General features: G+C 73.2%; 15 protein-coding genes and 1 riboswitch. Of the genes, 10 read left to right on the top strand and 5 right to left on the bottom strand.

Annotated elements, in window-relative coordinates:
* Window positions 1–69: 69 nt before the first annotated feature.
* Both QMF80_RS34760 and QMF80_RS34755 read right to left on the bottom strand, forming a co-directional pair.
* Window positions 70–303: a ferredoxin gene (locus QMF80_RS34760; RefSeq protein WP_283460852.1), complete on the bottom strand. Its 234-nt coding sequence runs from the start codon at window positions 301–303 to the stop codon at window positions 70–72.
* Window positions 303–1,781, bottom strand: coding sequence for an aldehyde dehydrogenase (locus QMF80_RS34755; protein ID WP_283460851.1), 1,479 nt, complete (start codon window positions 1,779–1,781; stop codon window positions 303–305). Before QMF80_RS34755 ends, QMF80_RS34760 begins: the two co-directional genes overlap by 1 nt.
* Window positions 1,782–1,945: 164 nt before the next feature.
* On the opposite strand from QMF80_RS34755, the gene QMF80_RS34750 reads away from it, so the two are divergent.
* The 7 genes from QMF80_RS34750 to QMF80_RS34720 all read left to right on the top strand — a co-directional run bounded on the left by QMF80_RS34750 (window position 1,946) and on the right by QMF80_RS34720 (window position 10,039).
* A complete protein-coding gene (locus tag QMF80_RS34750) occupies window positions 1,946–3,001 on the top strand; it encodes a Strvi_7410 family MBL fold metallo-hydrolase (protein WP_283460849.1) in 1,056 nt (351 codons plus the stop codon).
* A 163-nt stretch (window positions 3,002–3,164) separates the two neighbouring features.
* A riboswitch (cobalamin riboswitch) is annotated at window positions 3,165–3,232 on the top strand.
* Window positions 3,233–3,371: 139 nt separating this feature from the next.
* A complete protein-coding gene (locus QMF80_RS34745) occupies window positions 3,372–4,619 on the top strand; it encodes an SCO2321 family membrane protein (RefSeq protein ID WP_283460848.1) in 1,248 nt (415 codons plus the stop codon).
* A gap of 143 nt (window positions 4,620–4,762) precedes the next feature.
* A complete protein-coding gene (locus QMF80_RS34740; protein WP_283460857.1) occupies window positions 4,763–5,401 on the top strand; it encodes an SCO2322 family protein in 639 nt (212 codons plus the stop codon).
* Window positions 5,398–6,555: an energy-coupling factor transporter transmembrane component T gene (locus QMF80_RS34735; RefSeq protein ID WP_283460846.1), complete on the top strand. Its 1,158-nt coding sequence runs from the start codon at window positions 5,398–5,400 to the stop codon at window positions 6,553–6,555. The genes QMF80_RS34740 and QMF80_RS34735 overlap by 4 nt, the downstream gene beginning before the upstream one ends.
* Window positions 6,555–8,426 (top strand): ABC transporter ATP-binding protein, encoded by a 1,872-nt coding sequence (locus tag QMF80_RS34730; RefSeq protein ID WP_283460844.1) that lies wholly within the window; start codon window positions 6,555–6,557, stop codon window positions 8,424–8,426. Before QMF80_RS34735 ends, QMF80_RS34730 begins: the two co-directional genes overlap by 1 nt.
* Entirely contained in the window at window positions 8,423–9,301 is an 879-nt protein-coding gene (locus QMF80_RS34725) for an ECF transporter S component (RefSeq protein ID WP_283460842.1), read from the top strand. Before QMF80_RS34730 ends, QMF80_RS34725 begins: the two co-directional genes overlap by 4 nt.
* Before the next feature lie 333 nt (window positions 9,302–9,634).
* On the top strand, window positions 9,635–10,039 hold the full coding sequence (locus QMF80_RS34720) for an aggregation-promoting factor C-terminal-like domain-containing protein (protein WP_283460841.1): 405 nt from the start codon (window positions 9,635–9,637) through the stop codon (window positions 10,037–10,039).
* Between the two features lie 132 nt (window positions 10,040–10,171).
* Here the strand turns inward: QMF80_RS34720 and QMF80_RS34715 are convergent, their stop codons facing one another.
* A complete protein-coding gene (locus tag QMF80_RS34715) occupies window positions 10,172–11,341 on the bottom strand; it encodes a steroid 3-ketoacyl-CoA thiolase (RefSeq protein ID WP_283460839.1) in 1,170 nt (389 codons plus the stop codon).
* Between the two features lie 234 nt (window positions 11,342–11,575).
* On the opposite strand from QMF80_RS34715, the gene QMF80_RS34710 reads away from it, so the two are divergent.
* Window positions 11,576–12,832, top strand: coding sequence for a cytochrome P450 (locus QMF80_RS34710; RefSeq protein ID WP_283460837.1), 1,257 nt, complete (start codon window positions 11,576–11,578; stop codon window positions 12,830–12,832).
* A gap of 144 nt (window positions 12,833–12,976) precedes the next feature.
* On the opposite strand, the gene QMF80_RS34705 is transcribed toward QMF80_RS34710, so the two are convergent.
* Complete coding sequence (locus QMF80_RS34705; protein WP_283460835.1) at window positions 12,977–15,028, bottom strand: bifunctional glycosyltransferase 87/phosphatase PAP2 family protein; 2,052 nt, start codon at window positions 15,026–15,028, stop codon at window positions 12,977–12,979.
* Window positions 15,029–15,137: 109 nt separating this feature from the next.
* Here QMF80_RS34705 and QMF80_RS34700 point away from each other — a divergent pair, with 109 nt between their 5' ends.
* A complete protein-coding gene (locus QMF80_RS34700) occupies window positions 15,138–15,467 on the top strand; it encodes an antibiotic biosynthesis monooxygenase family protein (RefSeq protein ID WP_283460833.1) in 330 nt (109 codons plus the stop codon).
* Between the two features lie 107 nt (window positions 15,468–15,574).
* On the opposite strand, the gene QMF80_RS34695 is transcribed toward QMF80_RS34700, so the two are convergent.
* On the bottom strand, window positions 15,575–15,970 hold the full coding sequence (locus QMF80_RS34695; RefSeq protein WP_283460830.1) for a nuclear transport factor 2 family protein: 396 nt from the start codon (window positions 15,968–15,970) through the stop codon (window positions 15,575–15,577).
* Window positions 15,971–16,097: 127 nt separating this feature from the next.
* On the opposite strand from QMF80_RS34695, the gene QMF80_RS34690 reads away from it, so the two are divergent.
* Window positions 16,098–16,643, top strand: coding sequence for a GNAT family N-acetyltransferase (locus tag QMF80_RS34690; RefSeq protein WP_283460855.1), 546 nt, complete (start codon window positions 16,098–16,100; stop codon window positions 16,641–16,643).
* Window positions 16,644–16,708 lie beyond the last annotated feature (65 nt).

Below are 16,708 nucleotides of genomic sequence, written 5' to 3'. Positions count from 1 at the left end.
GCCAAAGCCCCCGCGGCGAAGCCGCGCCCCGACCCCGCCCCCCGAAGACCCGCCCCCGCGCCCCGCGCCCTATTCCTCCGGCGGGAAGACCACCTCCCCGCTGCCCGCCAAGGTGATCGTGATGGCCTCGACCGGGCAGCCCTCGGCCGCTGTCAGGACCGGCTCGCTGGCGTCCGTATCGGCCGTGCGGGGGTGGGACTGGCGGGCCGCGTCGAGGGCGAAGCCCGTTGGGGCGTGGTTCACGCACATGCCCGATCCGATGCAGACGCCGCGGTCCACCTCCACGTGCCAGCGGTCACCCATCACTCACCACCGGTGGGCGCGGGCGGGACGTACCCGCCGGGGAGGCAGATCATCTTCGCTTCGAGGTACTCGCTCAGCCCCTCGGGGCCGAACTCCCGTCCCACGCCGCTGTTCTTGTAGCCGCCGAAGGGGCCGAGCATGTCGAGGCTGAAGGTATTGACGTTGAAGACGCCCGTGCGGATCCGCCGTCCGAAGTCGATGCCGTGCTCCACGTCCCCGGTCCAGACGCTGCCGCTCAGCCCGAACTCGGAGTCGTTGGCGATGCGTACGGCCTCGGCCTCGTCCCCGTACGGGATCAGGCAGACGACCGGCCCGAAGATCTCCTCGCGGGCGATCCGCATGGAGTTGTCGACGTCGCCGAACAGCGTCGGCTCGACGTACCAGCCGCGGTCCATGCCCGCCGGGCGGCCACCTCCCGTGAGCACCTTGGCGCCCTCCTCCTGGCCGAGCTTGATGTAGTCGAGGGAGCGCTGCTGCTGCCGCTGGGCCACCAGCGGGCCGAGCTGGGTCGCCGGGTCCAGCGGGTCGCCGACCACCAGGGCTCCGGCGGCCGCCGCGAGGGCTTCGGCGATCTCGTCGTACCGGCCGCGCGGGGCCAGTACGCGGGTCTGGGCGACGCACGCCTGCCCGTTGTTCATCCAGGCGGCGGGGACGATCCCGGCGATGGTGCTCTCCAGGTCGGCGTCCGGGAGGATCACGGCGGCGGACTTGCCGCCGAGTTCCAGGGTGACCCGGGTCAGGTTGCGCGCCGCGACCTCCATGACGCGCCTGCCCGCCGCGACGGAGCCGGTGAAGGCGATCTTGTCGATCCCCGGGTGCCCGACCAGGTACTCGCTGACCTCGCGGTCGGCGGGCAGGATCGACAGCACGCCCTCCGGCAGCCCGGCCTCGCGGGCGATGTCGGCGAGGATGTAGGAGTCGAGCGGCGCTTCGGGGGACGGCTTGAGGATCACCGCGCAGCCGCTGATCAGCGCGGGCCCCAGTTTGGCCGCCGCCACGAACTGCGGGACGTTCCAGGGGATGACGGCCGCGACCACGCCCACCGGTTCGTGCCGGACCAGGATGGGGCTGAGCGCTCCCTGGCGGTGCTCCTCCCACGGGAAGGCGCGGGCGACGGTGATGGCGGCGTCGTAGACCATCATCGGGCCGAGCGCCTGGGCGAGGACGCTCCAGGAGTACGGCGACCCGTTCTGGGAGCTGATGGAGCGGGCGATCTCCTCGTGCCGGACGGCGATCGCGTCCTTGATGCGGGTGACGACCGCGATCCGCTCGTCCAGGGACATGCGGGGCCAGGGGCCTTCGTCGAAGGCCCTGCGGGCGACGGCGACCGCGCGGTCGACGTCGGCCGTGGAGGCGTGCGGTACGCGGCCGATGACCTGCTCGGTGTGGGGCGAGACGACGTCGATGGTGCCGCTGCCCAGGGGATCGGTCCACTCCCCGCCGATGAACAGCTTTCCGTGTTCCACGAGCTCGGTCATGGCTGATGCCTCCTGCGGTTCAGAACCGGATGCCAGAACTGATACCAGTTCTAGTTCCAGGAGTCCACGGCGCAGACAGAAGACCCGACGACTGGTCAGAAAGCCGTCGGGATGGTCGACTTGGGCTACTACTGAAACAAGTTCTCGTTAAGCTGGGGGCCCACATGCCAGAGGTACCGGAGTCGCCTGACGTCACCGATCACGGCGGCGGCGTCTGGGGAATCAAGGTCCCCATCCCCGACAACCCGCTCGGCCACACCCTCGTCCACGTCGTGGAAACGGACCGCGGCCCCGTCCTCGTCGACACCGGCTGGGACGACCCCGCCTCCTGGGACACCCTCGTCGCCGGGCTCGCCGCCCTCGGGATCCCCGTCGCCGAGGTCCACGGCGTGGTCATCACCCACCACCACCCCGACCACCACGGCCTGTCCGGCCACGTGCGCGAGGCCTCCGGAGCCTGGATCGCGATGCACGCCGCCGACACCGAGGTCGTCACGCGCACCCGCGGCTCCGACCCGGGCGTCTGGCTCGACTACATGAGCGAGAAACTGCGCGCCGCGGGCGCACCCCCCGAGCACCTCGACCCGCTGCGCGCCGCCCGCGAGAGCGGGCGGCTGCGCACCCTCCCCGGGCTGCACGCGGCCGTCCCCGACCGGGAGATCGTCCCCGGCGACCTGCTTCCGCTGGCCGGGCGCAGGCTCCGGGCGATCTGGACCCCCGGCCACACCCCCGGCCACGTCTGCCTGCACCTGGAGGAGGAGCACCCCGCGAACCTCCCGGGCAACGGCCGCCTCTTCTCCGGCGACCACCTGCTGCCCGGCATCTCCCCCCACATCGGGCTGTACGAGGCCCCCGAGGACCTGATGGCCACCGACCCCCTCGGCGACTACCTCGACTCCCTGGAGCGGATCGGCCGCCTGGAGCCCGCCGAGGTGCTCCCCGCCCATCAGCACGCCTTCACCGACGCCCCGGCCCGGGTCCGTGAGCTGCTGGCCCATCACGAGGAGCGCCTCGTCGGCCTGTGGGAGCTGCTCGCGCGGCCCCTGACACCGTGGGCGCTGGCGGAGCGGATGGAGTGGAACCGGCCCTGGGCGCAGATTCCGCACGGCTCCCGCAACATCGCCGTGTCGGAGGCCGAGGCGCACCTGCGGCGGCTGGTGAAGCAGGGCCGCGCCGAGGCCGTACCGGGCAGCGATCCGGTCACCTACCGGGCCGTGTAGCAACCGCCCCCGGGGGCCCCGCGGCCGGGAAGCGGAACCGCTCCGCGGGACCGGGCCGGGTGGTACCGGCACCGGCCTGCAAGGGGCGTTCCGGCCCGCCGTCACCCGGTGTGGGGACGGCGGGCCGGTAGGGTGGGCGGGTCGTCAACACTTCTGCGCGGGGGGAAGCCGGTGCGAATCCGGCGCTGACCCGCAACCGTGATCCGCCCCGGCCCCGCCGGGCGGGGAGCCGGATTGCCCCGTGCGGAGGTGCGCGGCTCGCGCCGCCGGATCCCCGGCGGTCGGCACCGTCGAGGTAAACGGAGCCGGAGCCCGGTACTTCCCGTGCCTGCCTCCCGCGCTCCCCAGCAGGAGAGGCACCCGCCCCGCCATGAACGTCCGCCGTAGCGCCGCCGCGCTCGCCGCCTCCGCCGTGCTCTGTGTGGGCGCCGCTCCCGCCGCCCTCGGCGCCCCCTCGCCCTCACCGGCTCCCGTGATCCCCTCCGGGCTGTTCGGCAAGGGCGACCCGACCTACGACGGCGTCTGGCGCCAGTCCTTCGCGCTGCTCGCGCAGCACACCGCCGGGGTGAAGCCCGCGGGGCAGGCCGTCGACTGGCTGACCGGCCAGCAGTGCGCGGACGGCGCGTTCACCGCGTTCCGTGCGGACACGGGCGCCGCGTGCGACGCCAAGACGGTGCCCGACACGAACGCCACCGCGGTCGCGGTGCAGGCCCTGAAGGCGCTGGGCGGCCACGACGCGGCCGTCAAGAAGGGCGCCGACTGGCTGAAGTCCGTACAGAACGAGGACGGCGGCTGGTCCTACAACCCGGGCGCCCCGAGCGAGGGCAGCTCCACCTCCGTCGTGATCAGCGCGCTGGCCGTGGCCGGGGACGACCCGGCCGCGGTGAAGTCGAAGGCGGGCAAGTCGGCGTACGACGGCCTGCTGTCCTTCCAGTTGGGCTGCGCGGCCCAGCCCGCCGCCGACCGAGGCGCCTTCGGCTACCAGCCGCAGGAGGGCAAGCTCCCGCCGAACGCCGACGCGACCGCGGCCGCGGTCCTCGCCGCCCTCGGCAAGGGCACGCTCGTCACTCCGGGCGCCGCGGACTCCCCCGCCGCCGCGCTGGACTGCGCGGCCCGGGCCACCGCAGCCATGGACCCGGCGGCCGCCGCCCAGGGCGCGGCAGGTTACCTGGCCGAGGCACTCAAGGCGGACGGCCACCTGACCGCGAAGACCCCGGGTGCGGACGCGCCCACCGCGGACATCGGCAACACCGCCGACGCCGTGATCGCGCTGGCCGCCGCCGGTCACAAGCAGTCCGCCGCGGGCGCGCTGGAGTGGCTCAAGGGCAACAGCGCCGAGTGGTCCAAGGGCAGCCCGGCCGCCCTGGCCACGCTGGTCCTGGCCGCGCACGCGACGGGCGCCGACCCCAGGTCCTTCGGCGGCGCCGACCTGGTGACGGCGCTGAGCGCGACCGGTCCGGCCGAGCAGGAGAAGGCCAAGGACTCCGCCGCGGACTCGTCGAACGAGCCCGCCTCCTCGACCCGCAACGTCTGGTGGATCGTCGGCGCGGGCGCCGCGGCGGGCGTGGGCATCGGCATCCTGCTGAGCGGCCGCCGCAAGAAGAAGCAGCAGCTGTGACCCGTGCGGTGCCGCGAGCCGCAGCGCCTGCCGGGCCGCGCGCCGTGACGCGGGCCGTGACGCGGCCCACCTCCCGGGCCGCGCGCCGCGGCGGGCCGGTGGCCCTGCCGCTCGTGCTCGCGCTCGCGCTGAGCACGGTGGGCATGGCGCTGACGGTGCTCGGCGCCGCGCCCGCGCTGGCGGCCGGTTACCGGTACTGGTCGTTCTGGGACGGTACGAACGGCTCGTGGACGTACGCCACCCAGGGCGCCTCCCAGGTCCGGCCGAAGGACGGCTCCGTGCAGGGCTTCCGCTTCGGCGTCGGCCAGGACGCGGCGGACGACTCCGTCAAGCCGCGCGCCGGGGCCGACTTCGGGGCCGTCTGCTCGGGCACCGCCGCCGTGGAGGGCCGCAAGCGCGTGGCCCTGGTCATCGACTTCGGTGTCCCGGCGGACGGGCCCTCCGGTGAGACCCCGCCGCGGGACACCCCGCGGACCGCCTGCGCGGTGGTGGCCCCGGACGCGACGGCCGCCGACGCGCTGGCGGAGGTGGCGAAGCCGCTGCGGTACAACTCGGCGGCGCTGCTGTGCGCGATCTCCGGCTACCCGAAGCAGGGCTGCGGCGACCAGGTCGCCCCGGCCGAACCCAAGCCGTCGGCCGCCGCCTCGACCTCCGCTTCCGCCGCGTCCTCCTCGGCGGACGGCAGCGGAGGCGGTCCCTCCGTCGGTCTCCTGGCGGGCATCGCGGCCGTGATCGCCCTGGCCGCGGCCGCCTTCTGGCAGTCCCGCCCCCGCGCCCGATGACCTCGGCGCACCCGTCCTCCGCGTCGCCCCCGCGGAGAGAGGGGTGGCGCGGCCGGGGCCGCTGGCAGCCGCCGGTCGCCCGGCGCCGCAACGCGCTGCACGCCGGTGCGTGGTGGCTCTGGGCCCTCGGCCTGGCCACGGCCGCGTCCCGGACCACCAATCCGCTGCTGCTCGGGCTGATCGTCGGCGTCGCCGGCTACGTGGTGGCCGCCCGCCGGACCGCCGCGCCCTGGGCCCGGTCGTACGGCGCGTTCATCAAGCTCGGCCTGGTCGTCATTGGCCTGCGCCTGGTCTTCTCCATGCTCCTGGGCTCGCCGGTCCCCGGCTCGCACACCCTCTTCACCCTCCCCGAGGTCCCGCTGCCCGGCTGGGCCCAGGGCATCCGCTTCGGCGGCAGGGTCACCGCAGAGCAGCTGGTCTTCGCCTTCTACGACGGGGCCAAGCTCGCCACCCTCCTGATCTGCGTGGGCGCCGCCAACGCCCTCGCCAATCCGGCCCGGCTGCTCAAATCCCTGCCCGCCGCCCTGTACGAGGCGGGGGTGGCGGTGGTCGTGGCCATGACCTTCGCGCCGAACATGGTCGCCGACGTGGTCCGGCTGCGCACCGCCCGCCGCCTGCGCGGCCGCCCCACCGGCGGGGTGAAGGCGATCCTCCAGATCGGCCTGCCGGTCCTCGAAGGCGCCCTGGAGCGCTCGGTGGCGGTGGCCGCGTCGATGGACGCGCGCGGCTACGGCCGCACCGCCCGTGTGCCGCCCGCCGTCCGGCACACCACCAACGTCCTCACCATCGGCGGGCTCCTCGGCATCTGCGCCGGCACCTACGGCCTGCTCGCCGCCGAAGGCGCCGGGTACGGACTCCCCGTCCTCCTCGTCGGCCTCGCGCTCGCCCTCGGCGGGCTCCGGCTCGGCGGGCGGCGCAGCGTCCGGACCCGTTACCGCCCCGACCGGTGGGGCGTGCGCGCCTGGCTGGTGTCCGGGTCCGGTGCGGCCGTCGCCGCCCTGATGATCCACGCCGGGTCCGTGGACCCCGAGGGGCTGCTGCCCGGTGTGGTGCCGCTGGTCGCGCCCGGCCTGCCGCTGTGGCCCGCGGCGGCGGTGCTGATCGGTCTGCTCCCCGCCTTCGTGGCGCCCGTACCGCCCAAGGAGGCGCCGTAATGATCCGCTTCGAGCAGGTCTCCGTGACGTACGAGGGCCAGTGCGAGCCCACGCTCCGCGATGTGGACGTCACCGTCCCGGAGGGCGAGCTGACCCTGCTCGTGGGCCCGTCGGGGGTCGGCAAGTCGACCCTGCTCGGAGCCGTGTCCGGGCTGGTCCCGCACTTCACCGGGGGCACCCTGCGCGGGCGGGTCACGGTCGCGGGGCGCGACACCCGTACCCACAAGCCGCGGGAGCTGGCCGATGTCGTCGGCACGGTCGGCCAGGACCCGCTCGCGCACTTCGTCACGGACGTGGTCGAGGACGAGCTGGCGTACGGCATGGAGTCCCTGGGCCTGCCGCCCGCGGTGATGCGGCGGCGGGTGGAGGAGACCCTGGACCTGCTCGGCCTGAACGAACTGCGGGACCGGCCGATCGCCACCCTGTCCGGGGGCCAGCAGCAGCGGGTCGCGATCGGATCGGTCCTGACCCCGCACCCCCGGGTCCTGGTCCTGGACGAACCCACCTCGGCCCTCGACCCGGCGGCCGCGGAGGAGGTGCTGGCGGTCCTCCAGCGCCTGGTCCACGACCTCGGCACGACCGTCCTGATGGCGGAGCACCGGCTGGAGCGGGTGGTGCAGTACGCCGACCACGTGCTGCTCCTGCCGTCGCCGGGCGCGGCCCCCGTCCTCGGGACCCCGGCCGAGATCATGGCGGTCTCCCCCGTCCACCCGCCGGTGGTGGCCCTGGGCCGCCTGGCGGGCTGGTCCCCCCTCCCCCTCTCCATCCGCGACGCCCGCCGCCAATCCCCTCCCCTGCGCGCCCGCCTCCTCTCCCTCGGAGCCGAGCCCATACCAGCCCCGCCGGCGTTTGAGGCGCCGCCGGAGGCCCCGCCCCTCGGAGCCGAGCCCACACCAGCCCCGCCCACGTTCCAAGCACCAACCCCCCGAGCCGAGCCCATACCAGCCCCGCCGGCGTTTGAGGCGCCGCCGGAGGCACGGTCGGCGCTCGCCGCGCGCACCGACGCACCCGCGCCACACCCGGCCCGGGCGGGGCGATGGCGCATGTTCCGGCGCGGGCCCGCAGCCACGGCACGAACAAAGGGCGAGGGCGAAGGCGAGGCCGAGGCCCCCCTCACCGCCACGAACCTAGCCGTCAGGCGCACCCGCACGGAGGTGCTCCACGACATCACCCTCACCCTCGCCCCCGGCGAAACCGTCGCCCTCATGGGCCGCAACGGCGCCGGCAAGTCCACCCTCCTCGCCACCCTCGTCGGCATGCTCGAACCCGCCTCCGGACACCTCCGCGTCGGCGGCAGGCTCCCGCACCGCACCCCGCCCGCCGAGATGGTCCGCCGCGTGGGCCTCGTACCGCAGGAGCCCCGCGACCTGCTGTACGCCGACACGGTGGGCGCCGAGTGCACGGCCGCCGACACGGACGCGGGGGCCGCCCCCGGAACCTGCCGCGCGCTGGTGTCCGCACTGCTCCCGGACGTCCCCGACGACACCCACCCCCGCGACCTCTCCGAGGGCCAGCGCCTGGCCCTCGCCCTGGCGCTCGTACTCACCGGCAGGCCCGCCCTCCTGCTCCTGGACGAGCCGACCCGGGGTCTGGACTACGCCGCCAAGGCGCGGCTGATCGAGATCCTGCGGGACCTCGCCGCCCGGGGCCACGCGATCGTCCTGGCCACCCACGACGTGGAACTGGCCGCCGAGCTGGCCCACCGGGTCGTCATCCTGGCCGGGGGCGAGATCGTCGCGGACGGCCCGACGGCCGAGGTGGTGGTCTCCTCGCCCGCCTTCGCCCCGCAGGTCGCCAAGATCCTGGCCCCGGGCCACTGGCTCACCGTCTCCCAGGTCGCCGAGACCCTGGCGCAGGGCGGGGCCCCGTGAGCCGCCCCGTGAGCCGCTCCACGAACCGCCCCGTCCGCATCGGCCCGCGCGGCGCGGTCGCCCTGGCCCTCGTCACCCTCATCGGGATCGCCGCCTTCGGCTGGCCCCTGCTCGCCGACCGCCAGTCCGGGCTGGCGCACTCCCAGGACGCCCCCTGGCTGTTCGCCGCCCTGCTCCCGCTGCTCGTGGCCGTGGTGGTCGCGACCATCGCCGACAACGGCATGGACGCGAAGGCGGTGGCCATGCTGGGCGTGCTGGCGGCCGTCGGCGCGGCCCTGCGGCCGCTGGGGGCCGGGACGGCGGGCCTGGAGCCCATGTTCTTCCTGATGGTGCTGAGCGGCCGGGTCCTGGGACCGGGCTTCGGCTTCGTCCTCGGCTCGGTCACGATGTTCGCGTCCGCGCTGCTCACGGGCGGCGTGGGGCCGTGGATGCCGTTCCAGATGCTGGCGATGGGCTGGTTCTCGCTGGGCGCCGGGCTGCTGCCCGGCGCGGACCGGATCCGGGGGCGGGCGGAGCTGCTGATGCTGTCGGCGTACGGGTTCGCCGGGTCCTTCGCGTACGGCACGGTCATGAACCTGCAGGGCTGGGTGATCCTGCAGGGCATGGGCCAGGGCGTCTCCTTCCACCCCGGGGACCCGCTGGGCGCGAACCTGGCCCGCTTCCTCGCGTACTGCCTGGCCACGTCGCTGGGCTGGGACCTGGGCCGGGCCGTGCTGACGGTCGTCCTGACCATGACCCTGGGCGCCACGCTGCTGAAGGCGCTGCGCCGGGCGACGAGGAAAGCCGCGTTCGAGGCACCGGTTTCCTTCCCTCCAGGGGCTGAAAGTGGCCCGGGACACACCCCCGAAAGGGGTACGGACAGCCACGGAGCGTGAGATCCGGGCCCCTCCCCGGTGACCCGCCCCACAGGACCCAGGTCACATACGACCCGGGATAGTGGTCCTTAAATGTTCCATATATACCCCCTCAAACCGGCCCCCACCTGTACGGATGCCGACGTCCTCGGACGGGGTCATTCAGCCCCGGCTGCGACCTCAACTAGTAAGAGGGGTCGTTGCCAGACCCTCGGCGGCCTGGCTAACTGGTGAATGTCGCCAAGCGGCCGGGGTGCTTCACCCCCCGCAGACGAACCCCTCTCCACCGCGTGAGTGGCTCACGCATGTCTTCGGCATGCGGCGACCGTCCCTGCTCCCTACGGAAGGCTTTCCGTGTCCAACGCCGTCATCCGCCGCATCGCCGCCTCCAAGAAGACCTTCGCCGGTACCGTGCTCGCCCTGGGTGTGGCCGGTTCCATGCTCGCCACGGTTCCCGCCCAGGCGGCCCCGATGGACGCCAAGTCCATCGCGCGACAGATGATCAAGGACCCGGCCCAGTACGACGCCTTCGCCAAGATCGTCTCCCGTGAGAGCGGCTGGAACCACACGGCCACCAACGCCTCCTCCGGTGCCTACGGCCTGGTCCAGGCCCTGCCCGCCTCGAAGATGGCGTCGGCGGGCTCGGACTGGAAGACCAACCCGGCCACCCAGATCAAGTGGGGCCTGGACTACATGAACTCCCGCTACGGCAGCCCGGTCGGCGCCTGGAAGTTCTGGTCCGCCAACCACTGGTACTAAGCCGCGAGCTCGCCACCGGCTAGAGCCGCAGCACCAGCAGTAGCAGTACGAAGGCCCCGACGGCCGACCTCCCCAGGTCCGCCCGCCGGGGCCTTCTGTTTCCCATCCCACGGGGCACGGGGCCCACGGGGCTCAGAGGCGCTGGATGATCGTGCCGGTGGCGAGCGCGCCGCCCGCGCACATCGTGATCAGCGCGAACTCCTTGTCGCGTCGTTCCAGCTCGTGCAGCGCGGTGGTGATCAGCCGGGCGCCGGTGGCCCCGACCGGGTGGCCGAGCGCGATCGCCCCGCCGTTGACGTTGACCTTCTCCATGTCCTGCTCGAAGACCTGGCCCCAGCTGAGCACCACGGACGCGAAGGCCTCGTTGATCTCGACGAGGTCGATGTCCTTGAGGGACATCCCGGCCTTGCCGAGGACCGCCCGGGTCGCGTCGATCGGCCCGTCCAGGTGGTAGTGCGGGTCCGAGCCGACCAGGGTCTGCGCCACGATCCGGGCGCGCGGTTTCAGCTTGAGCGCGCGGGCCATCTTGCGCGAGGCCCACATCACGGCGCAGGCGCCGTCGGATATCTGGGAGGAGTTCCCGGCGGTGTGCACGGCGGTGGGCATGACCGACTTGAGCCGGGCCAGCGCCTCCATGCTGGTGTCGCGCAGGCCCTCGTCCCGGTCGACCAGCCGCCACATGCCCTGCCCGGCGGCCTGTTCGGCCTCGGTGGTGGGCACCTGGACGGCGAAGGTCTCGCGCTTGAAGCGTTCCTCGGCCCAGGCGGTGGCGGCCCGCTCCTGGGAGAGGACGCCGAGGCGGTCGACGTCCTCGCGGGTCAGGCCGCGGTGGCGGGCGATCCGCTCGGCGGCCTCGAACTGGTTGGGCAGGTCGACGTTCCACTCGTCCGGGAAGGGCTTGCCCGGTCCGTGCTTGGATCCGGAGCCGAGCGGTACCCGGCTCATCGCCTCGACCCCGCAGGCGATGCCGATGTCCATGACACCGCCGGAGATCATGTTGGCGACCATGTGGTTGGCCTGCTGGGAGCTGCCGCACTGACAGTCCACGGTGGTCGCGGCGGTCTCGTACGGCAGGCCCATGGCGAGCCAGGCGTTGCGGGCGGGGTTCATCGACTGCTCCCCGGCGTGCGTGACGGTGCCGCCGACGATCTGCTCGACGCAGTCGGGCTGGATCCCCGTACGGGCGAGCAGCTCGCGGTAGGTCTCACCGAGCAGGTAGGCGGGATGGAGGTTGGCGAGCGAACCACCCCGCTTGCCGATGGGCGTGCGTACGGCTTCGACGATGACGGGTTCCGCGGCCATGAGCTCGTCCTCTCCCCTTCACAGCGGCGGGCCGTCCCGGCGGCGCGCCTGAACTAGTACGCGTTCTAGTTCTCTGGCAGTTTTATGACCTATGGGCCCCGCACGCAAGGGTCTTGCACACGGCTTGCACGGATTCCACACGCAACAGTTGCCGCGCCTCCCCTTGTCACTTCTAGAACTCGTTACTACCTTCGAGCCAACTTCTGATGAGCCGTCAGACTTTGGAGTTGCCGAATGTCCTGCCCCGCACTGCCCGACGGCTTCGATGCCACCGACCCCGATCTGCTCCAACTCCGCGTCCCGCACCCGGAGTTCGCGCAGCTTCGGCAGACCGCGCCGGTGTGGTGGTGCCCGCAGACCAGGGGCATCACCGGCTTCGACGACGAGGGCTACTGGGTCGTCACCCGGCACGCGGACGTCAAGTACGTGTCCACGCACCCGGAACTCTTCTCCTCCACCACCAACACCGCGATCATCCGCTTCAACGAACACATCCAGCGCGAACAGATCGATGCCCAGCGCCTGATCATGCTGAACATGGATCCGCCGGAACACACCCGCGTCCGCCAGATCGTGCAGCGCGGCTTCACCCCGCGGGCCATCCGCGGCCTGGAGCGGGCCCTGCGCGACCGGGCCGTCAAGATCGCCGAAGAAGCGGCGGCGACCGCGGCCGGGAACGCCGCGGACGGGAGCTTCGACTTCGTCACCGAGGTCGCCTGCGAACTGCCGCTCCAGGCCATCGCCGAGCTGATCGGCGTACCGCAGGAGGACCGTTCCCGGATCTTCGACTGGTCGAACAAGATGGTCGCCTACGACGACCCGGAGTACGCGATCACGGAGGAGGTCGGCGCCAACGCGGCCATGGAGCTCATCGGTTACGCGATGAACCTCGCCGCCGAGCGCAAGGAGTGCCCGGCCAAGGACATCGTCACCCAGCTCGTCGCCGCCGAGGGCCAGGGCAACCTGGGCTCGGACGAGTTCGGCTTCTTCGTGCTGCTGCTCGCGGTCGCGGGGAACGAGACCACGCGCAACGCGATCAGCCACGGCATGCACGCCTTCCTCACCCACCCCGAGCAGTGGGAGCTGTACAAGGCGACCCGGCCCTCGACGGCGGCCGAGGAGATCGTGCGCTGGGCCACCCCCGTGGTGTCCTTCCAGCGCACCGCCACCCAGGACACCGAGCTGGGCGGCCAGAAGATCAAGGCGGGCGACCGGGTGGGGATGTTCTACTCCTCCGCCAACCACGACCCCGAGGTCTTCGAGAACCCGGACGTCTTCGACATCACCCGCGACCCGAACCCGCACCTGGGCTTCGGCGGCGGCGGACCGCACTTCTGCCTCGGCAAGTCCCTGGCCATCATGGAGATCGACCTGATCTTCAACGCGCTGGCCGACGCGCTGCCGGACCTGCGGCTGACGGGACCGCAGCCGCGGCGGCTGCGCGCCGCCTGGCTGAACGGGATCAAGGAACTCCGGGTGAGCCACGGCTGATCCGGCTGGACGGCAGGGACCCCACCCCCACGCCCCGGTCCCTGCCGTCACCTCTCCGCGCGAGCCACGAGCCGCGCCGCCGTCCTCCCTCGACGCCGCCGCCCCGCCGCCCCGATGGGGTGGCGGGGCGGCGGCGTCGAGGGCTCAGGCCCGGCCCGCCGGGTCCTTCATGGCGTGCCCCTCGGTGAGCCGCTCCGGGAGCCGGGGTCCGGGCACGGCGCCGGGCGCAGCCCGTCCGGGCGCGCGGACGGCGCCGCGGGGACCCGAGAGCGCGTAGACGAGCCCGAACCCGGCGCTGACGACGGCCGCGCCGCCGACCGCGTCGAGCACCCAGTGGTTGGCGGTGGCGACGATCGCGCAGACCGTGATCAGCGGGTGCAGCACCCCGAGCAGCTTCTGCCACCCCTTGGGCGCCAGGGTGACGATCACGATCCCGCACCACAGCGACCAGCCGAAGTGCAGCGACGGCATCGCCGCGTACTGGTTGGAGATCGCGGTCATGGCCCCGTACTGCGGGTGCGCCAGGTCCTGTACGCCGTGCACGGTATCGATGAACCCGAGGCCGGGCATGAGCCGCGGCGGCGCCAGCGGGAAGAGCCAGAAGCCGACGAGCGCGAGGACGGTCGCCAGGCCCAGCGAGGCGCGGGCCCAGCGGTAGTCGGCGGGACGGCGCCAGTACAGGACGGCCAGGATGGTCAGCGGGACCACGAAGTGGAAGGACGTGTAGTAGAAGTTGAAGAACGCCTCCAGCCAGCGGACGCTGACCACCGCGTGGTTCACGGCGTGCTCGATGTCGATGCCCAGGGCCTGCTCGACGGAGAGGATCTGGCTGCCGTTGCCCTCGGCGAGCGAGCGGCTGGTGGGCGCGGCGGCCCGGATGTACGAGTACAGCGAGTAGCCGACCCGTATCAGCAGGAGCTCCAGCAGCAGGTTGGGCCGGGACAGGACGCGCCGCCAGAACGGCATGAGCGGGATCCGCGACCAGCGGGCGGCCGCGGGGCGCCCGTAGTCGGTGGGCACGGGCTCGCGCCAGTACGGCGAACTGCGCGGCAGGAACGGCACCGCGCAGGCGGCGGCGAGGGCGGCCAGGAGCAGGACGTTGTCCCGTACCGGTGCCAGGACCGCCATGTTCGGCAGCAGCATCGTGCTCGGCAGGGTCATGGCGAGGACCACCGCCACCGGCCACACGGGCCGGTCGGCGGCCCGCTTGCCGACCTTGCCCGCCACGGCGAGCAGCACCCACAGCAGCTGGTGGCGCCAGCCGGTGGGCGATACGGCGACGGCCACGCACCCGGTGATCGCGACGGCGAGCAGCAGCTGGCCGTCGCGGGCGTAACGGGCCGCGCGGCGCATGCCGAGCCAGGCGATCCCGGCGGCGAGGGCGACGTACAGCACGATCTCGGCGGGCCCGGACAGCCCGAGGCGCAGCAGGGCGCCGTGCAGGGACTGGTTGGCGAGCCCGTCGGGGCTGCCGCCGAGGCCGGTACCGGCCAGGTGGTGCACCCAGTACGTCCAGGAGTCGTGCGGCAGCGCGGCCCAGGACAGCAGTGTGCAGGAGGCGAAGGTGGTCACGGCGGTGCTCGCGGTGGGGCGGCGGCCGGTGAGCCAGAGCAGCGGCGCGAAGAGCAGCAGGCCGGGCTGGAGGGCCGCGGCGAGGCCCATCAGGAAGCCCGCGGGGCGCTCACCCGGTACCCGGAAGAAGGCGAGGAGCACCAGCAGGACCGGCAGGACGGCGGTCTGGCCCGGGGAGGCGGCCTCCCGGACGGGCAGCGAGACCATCATCAGGGCGACCAGCACGGGCGCGGCCAGCAGCACGGTGCGCCGGGGCACCGGATCGGGCAGGCCCCGCGCGGCCACCAGCCCGATGGCGGCGACGAACAGCAGGGTCACGCAGGTCCAGGCCACTTCCAGCGACTGGTCGGCGAATCCGACCAGCGGCTTGAGCACCAGTCCCGCGAAGGGGGTGCCGGTGAACTGCCCGGCGTCGTAGAGCGAGCCGGGCAGGCCGGGCAGGTAGAAGCCGGTGAGCCACTCACCGGGTGGCACGCGCAGGACGGCGGACGCCTGTCTCACGGCCAGAAGGCCCGCCAGTGCCCACAGGAGGAGGCGTGCGGCGCCAAGCCTGCTGCCGCTGCCACCACCGCCTATGACTCCGGCATGTCCGTTGACACCGCTGTGCTCCGCCGCGTTGGCCACGCCTCGCCGGCCTCCCACCCTTGTTGACTGCAACCCTGACTTCGCCTGGCTGCCGCGATGAATTACCCGGGACGACGATATCCCGCATGGGATACCTAGGATGGCGGGCATGAGCATCGTGAAGATCAACGCACTGTCCGTGCCCGCGGAGCAGCGGAGCGTTCTGGAGCAGCGGTTCGCCGCGCGGGCGGGGTCCGTGGAGAGCTCGGACGGGTTCGAGTGGTTCGAGCTGCTGCGTCCCGTCGAGGGCACGGACCAGTACCTCGTGTACACGCGCTGGCGTTCGGAGGCCGACTTCCAGGCGTGGATGGAGGGGCCGATGAAGGCGGCGCACCAGGGCGGGGCGCAGGGCGGCGGGGAGCGGCCGAAGCCGGCGGCTTCGGCGTCCCAGGTGTGGTCCTTCGAGGTCGTGCAGCAGACGGCGCCGAAGCAGGGCTGAGGGGGCCGGGGCCCGGGTGGGGGGCTGGCCCGGGCCCGGGGGGGCGTGTTCGGGGCGGGGCCGGGGCGGGGCGGCGTACGAGGCCTGCGCGGGGGGCCAGCGAGGGCTCAGCGCCAGAAGGCGTCCATCTCGTCGATGTCCGCCACGCACTCGTCGATGTCGGTGATCTTGTTGCCGATGAGGGTGAAGAAGAGCCCCCCGCGCATCTCGATCCCGCGGTCGCCGCGGTCGCCGCGTGAGTGGTGGACCGCCATCACGTGGCCCCGGCCGTCGGCGAACACCGCGTCGAGGTCGACGCGCAGGGTGCCGTTCGTCTCGCTGCCGAGTCGGCGGTAGAGGTCGAGGACGGCTTCCCGTCCCTTGTGGTGCCCGGAGAGCGGGCTGCTGCCGGGGACGTGGTGGATGACGTCGGCCGTCATCAGTGTGGCCAGTGTCTCCATGTCGCCCTTGCCGAAGGCCTCGTAGCCGCGGCGGACCAGGGCGCAGTCGGGGTGCTCCGACATGCCGCTCACACCCTTCGATACGGGAGGAAATGCGGGAGAAAATCCGTTCTTCCCATCATCGTCCCGGTGCTGTGGATATTCCACGCGGCGGGCGGGGCGCAGCCGCCAGAATGACGGCATGGAGAGCATGAAGAGCAGGGGCGGTCTCGGTGCGGGTCGCGGTGGGGTGCGCGGTGGGGGGCGCGCGAGCGCCAGGTGGTCGGTGGTCCCGGAGCCGTACACGGACCCGGCCTCGGTCGTCCTGCGCCGCGCCTACTACGCGGAACTCGCCGGGCGGTACTACGACCGCACGATGACGCAGGCCGAGATCGACGAGGCCCTGATCGTGGACTTCCCGGACGACGACCTCGTCGCGCCGACGGGAGAGTTCCTGGTCGGCCGACTCGACGGCGAACCCCTGGCCTGCGGCGGCCTGCGGCTGCTGACCCCGGAGAGCGCCGAGCTGACGAGGGTGTACGTCGATCCGCGCACCCGGGGCACGGGCGGCGGCGCGGCGGTGATCGCGGCCCTGGAGGACACGGCGCGCGCGCTCGGCGCCGAGCGGGTGGTCCTGGACACCCGGTCCGACCTGGTGGAGGCACGCACGCTCTATGCCAAGCACGGGTACGACGAGATACCCGCGTACAACGACAGCCCGTACGCCGAGCACTGGTTCGCCAAGCCCCTGCGCTGAGGCCGCCCCCCGGGACCCGGGCGCCGCCCGGGCTGCGAGCGGGGCGGCCGGGCTGCGGGCGGGTC

Source organism: Streptomyces sp. G-G2 (assembly GCF_030063135.1).
Lineage (GTDB): Bacteria > Actinomycetota > Actinomycetes > Streptomycetales > Streptomycetaceae > Streptomyces.
Note: the sequence above shows the minus strand (reverse complement) of the source record. Positions and strands in the feature narration are given on the sequence as shown.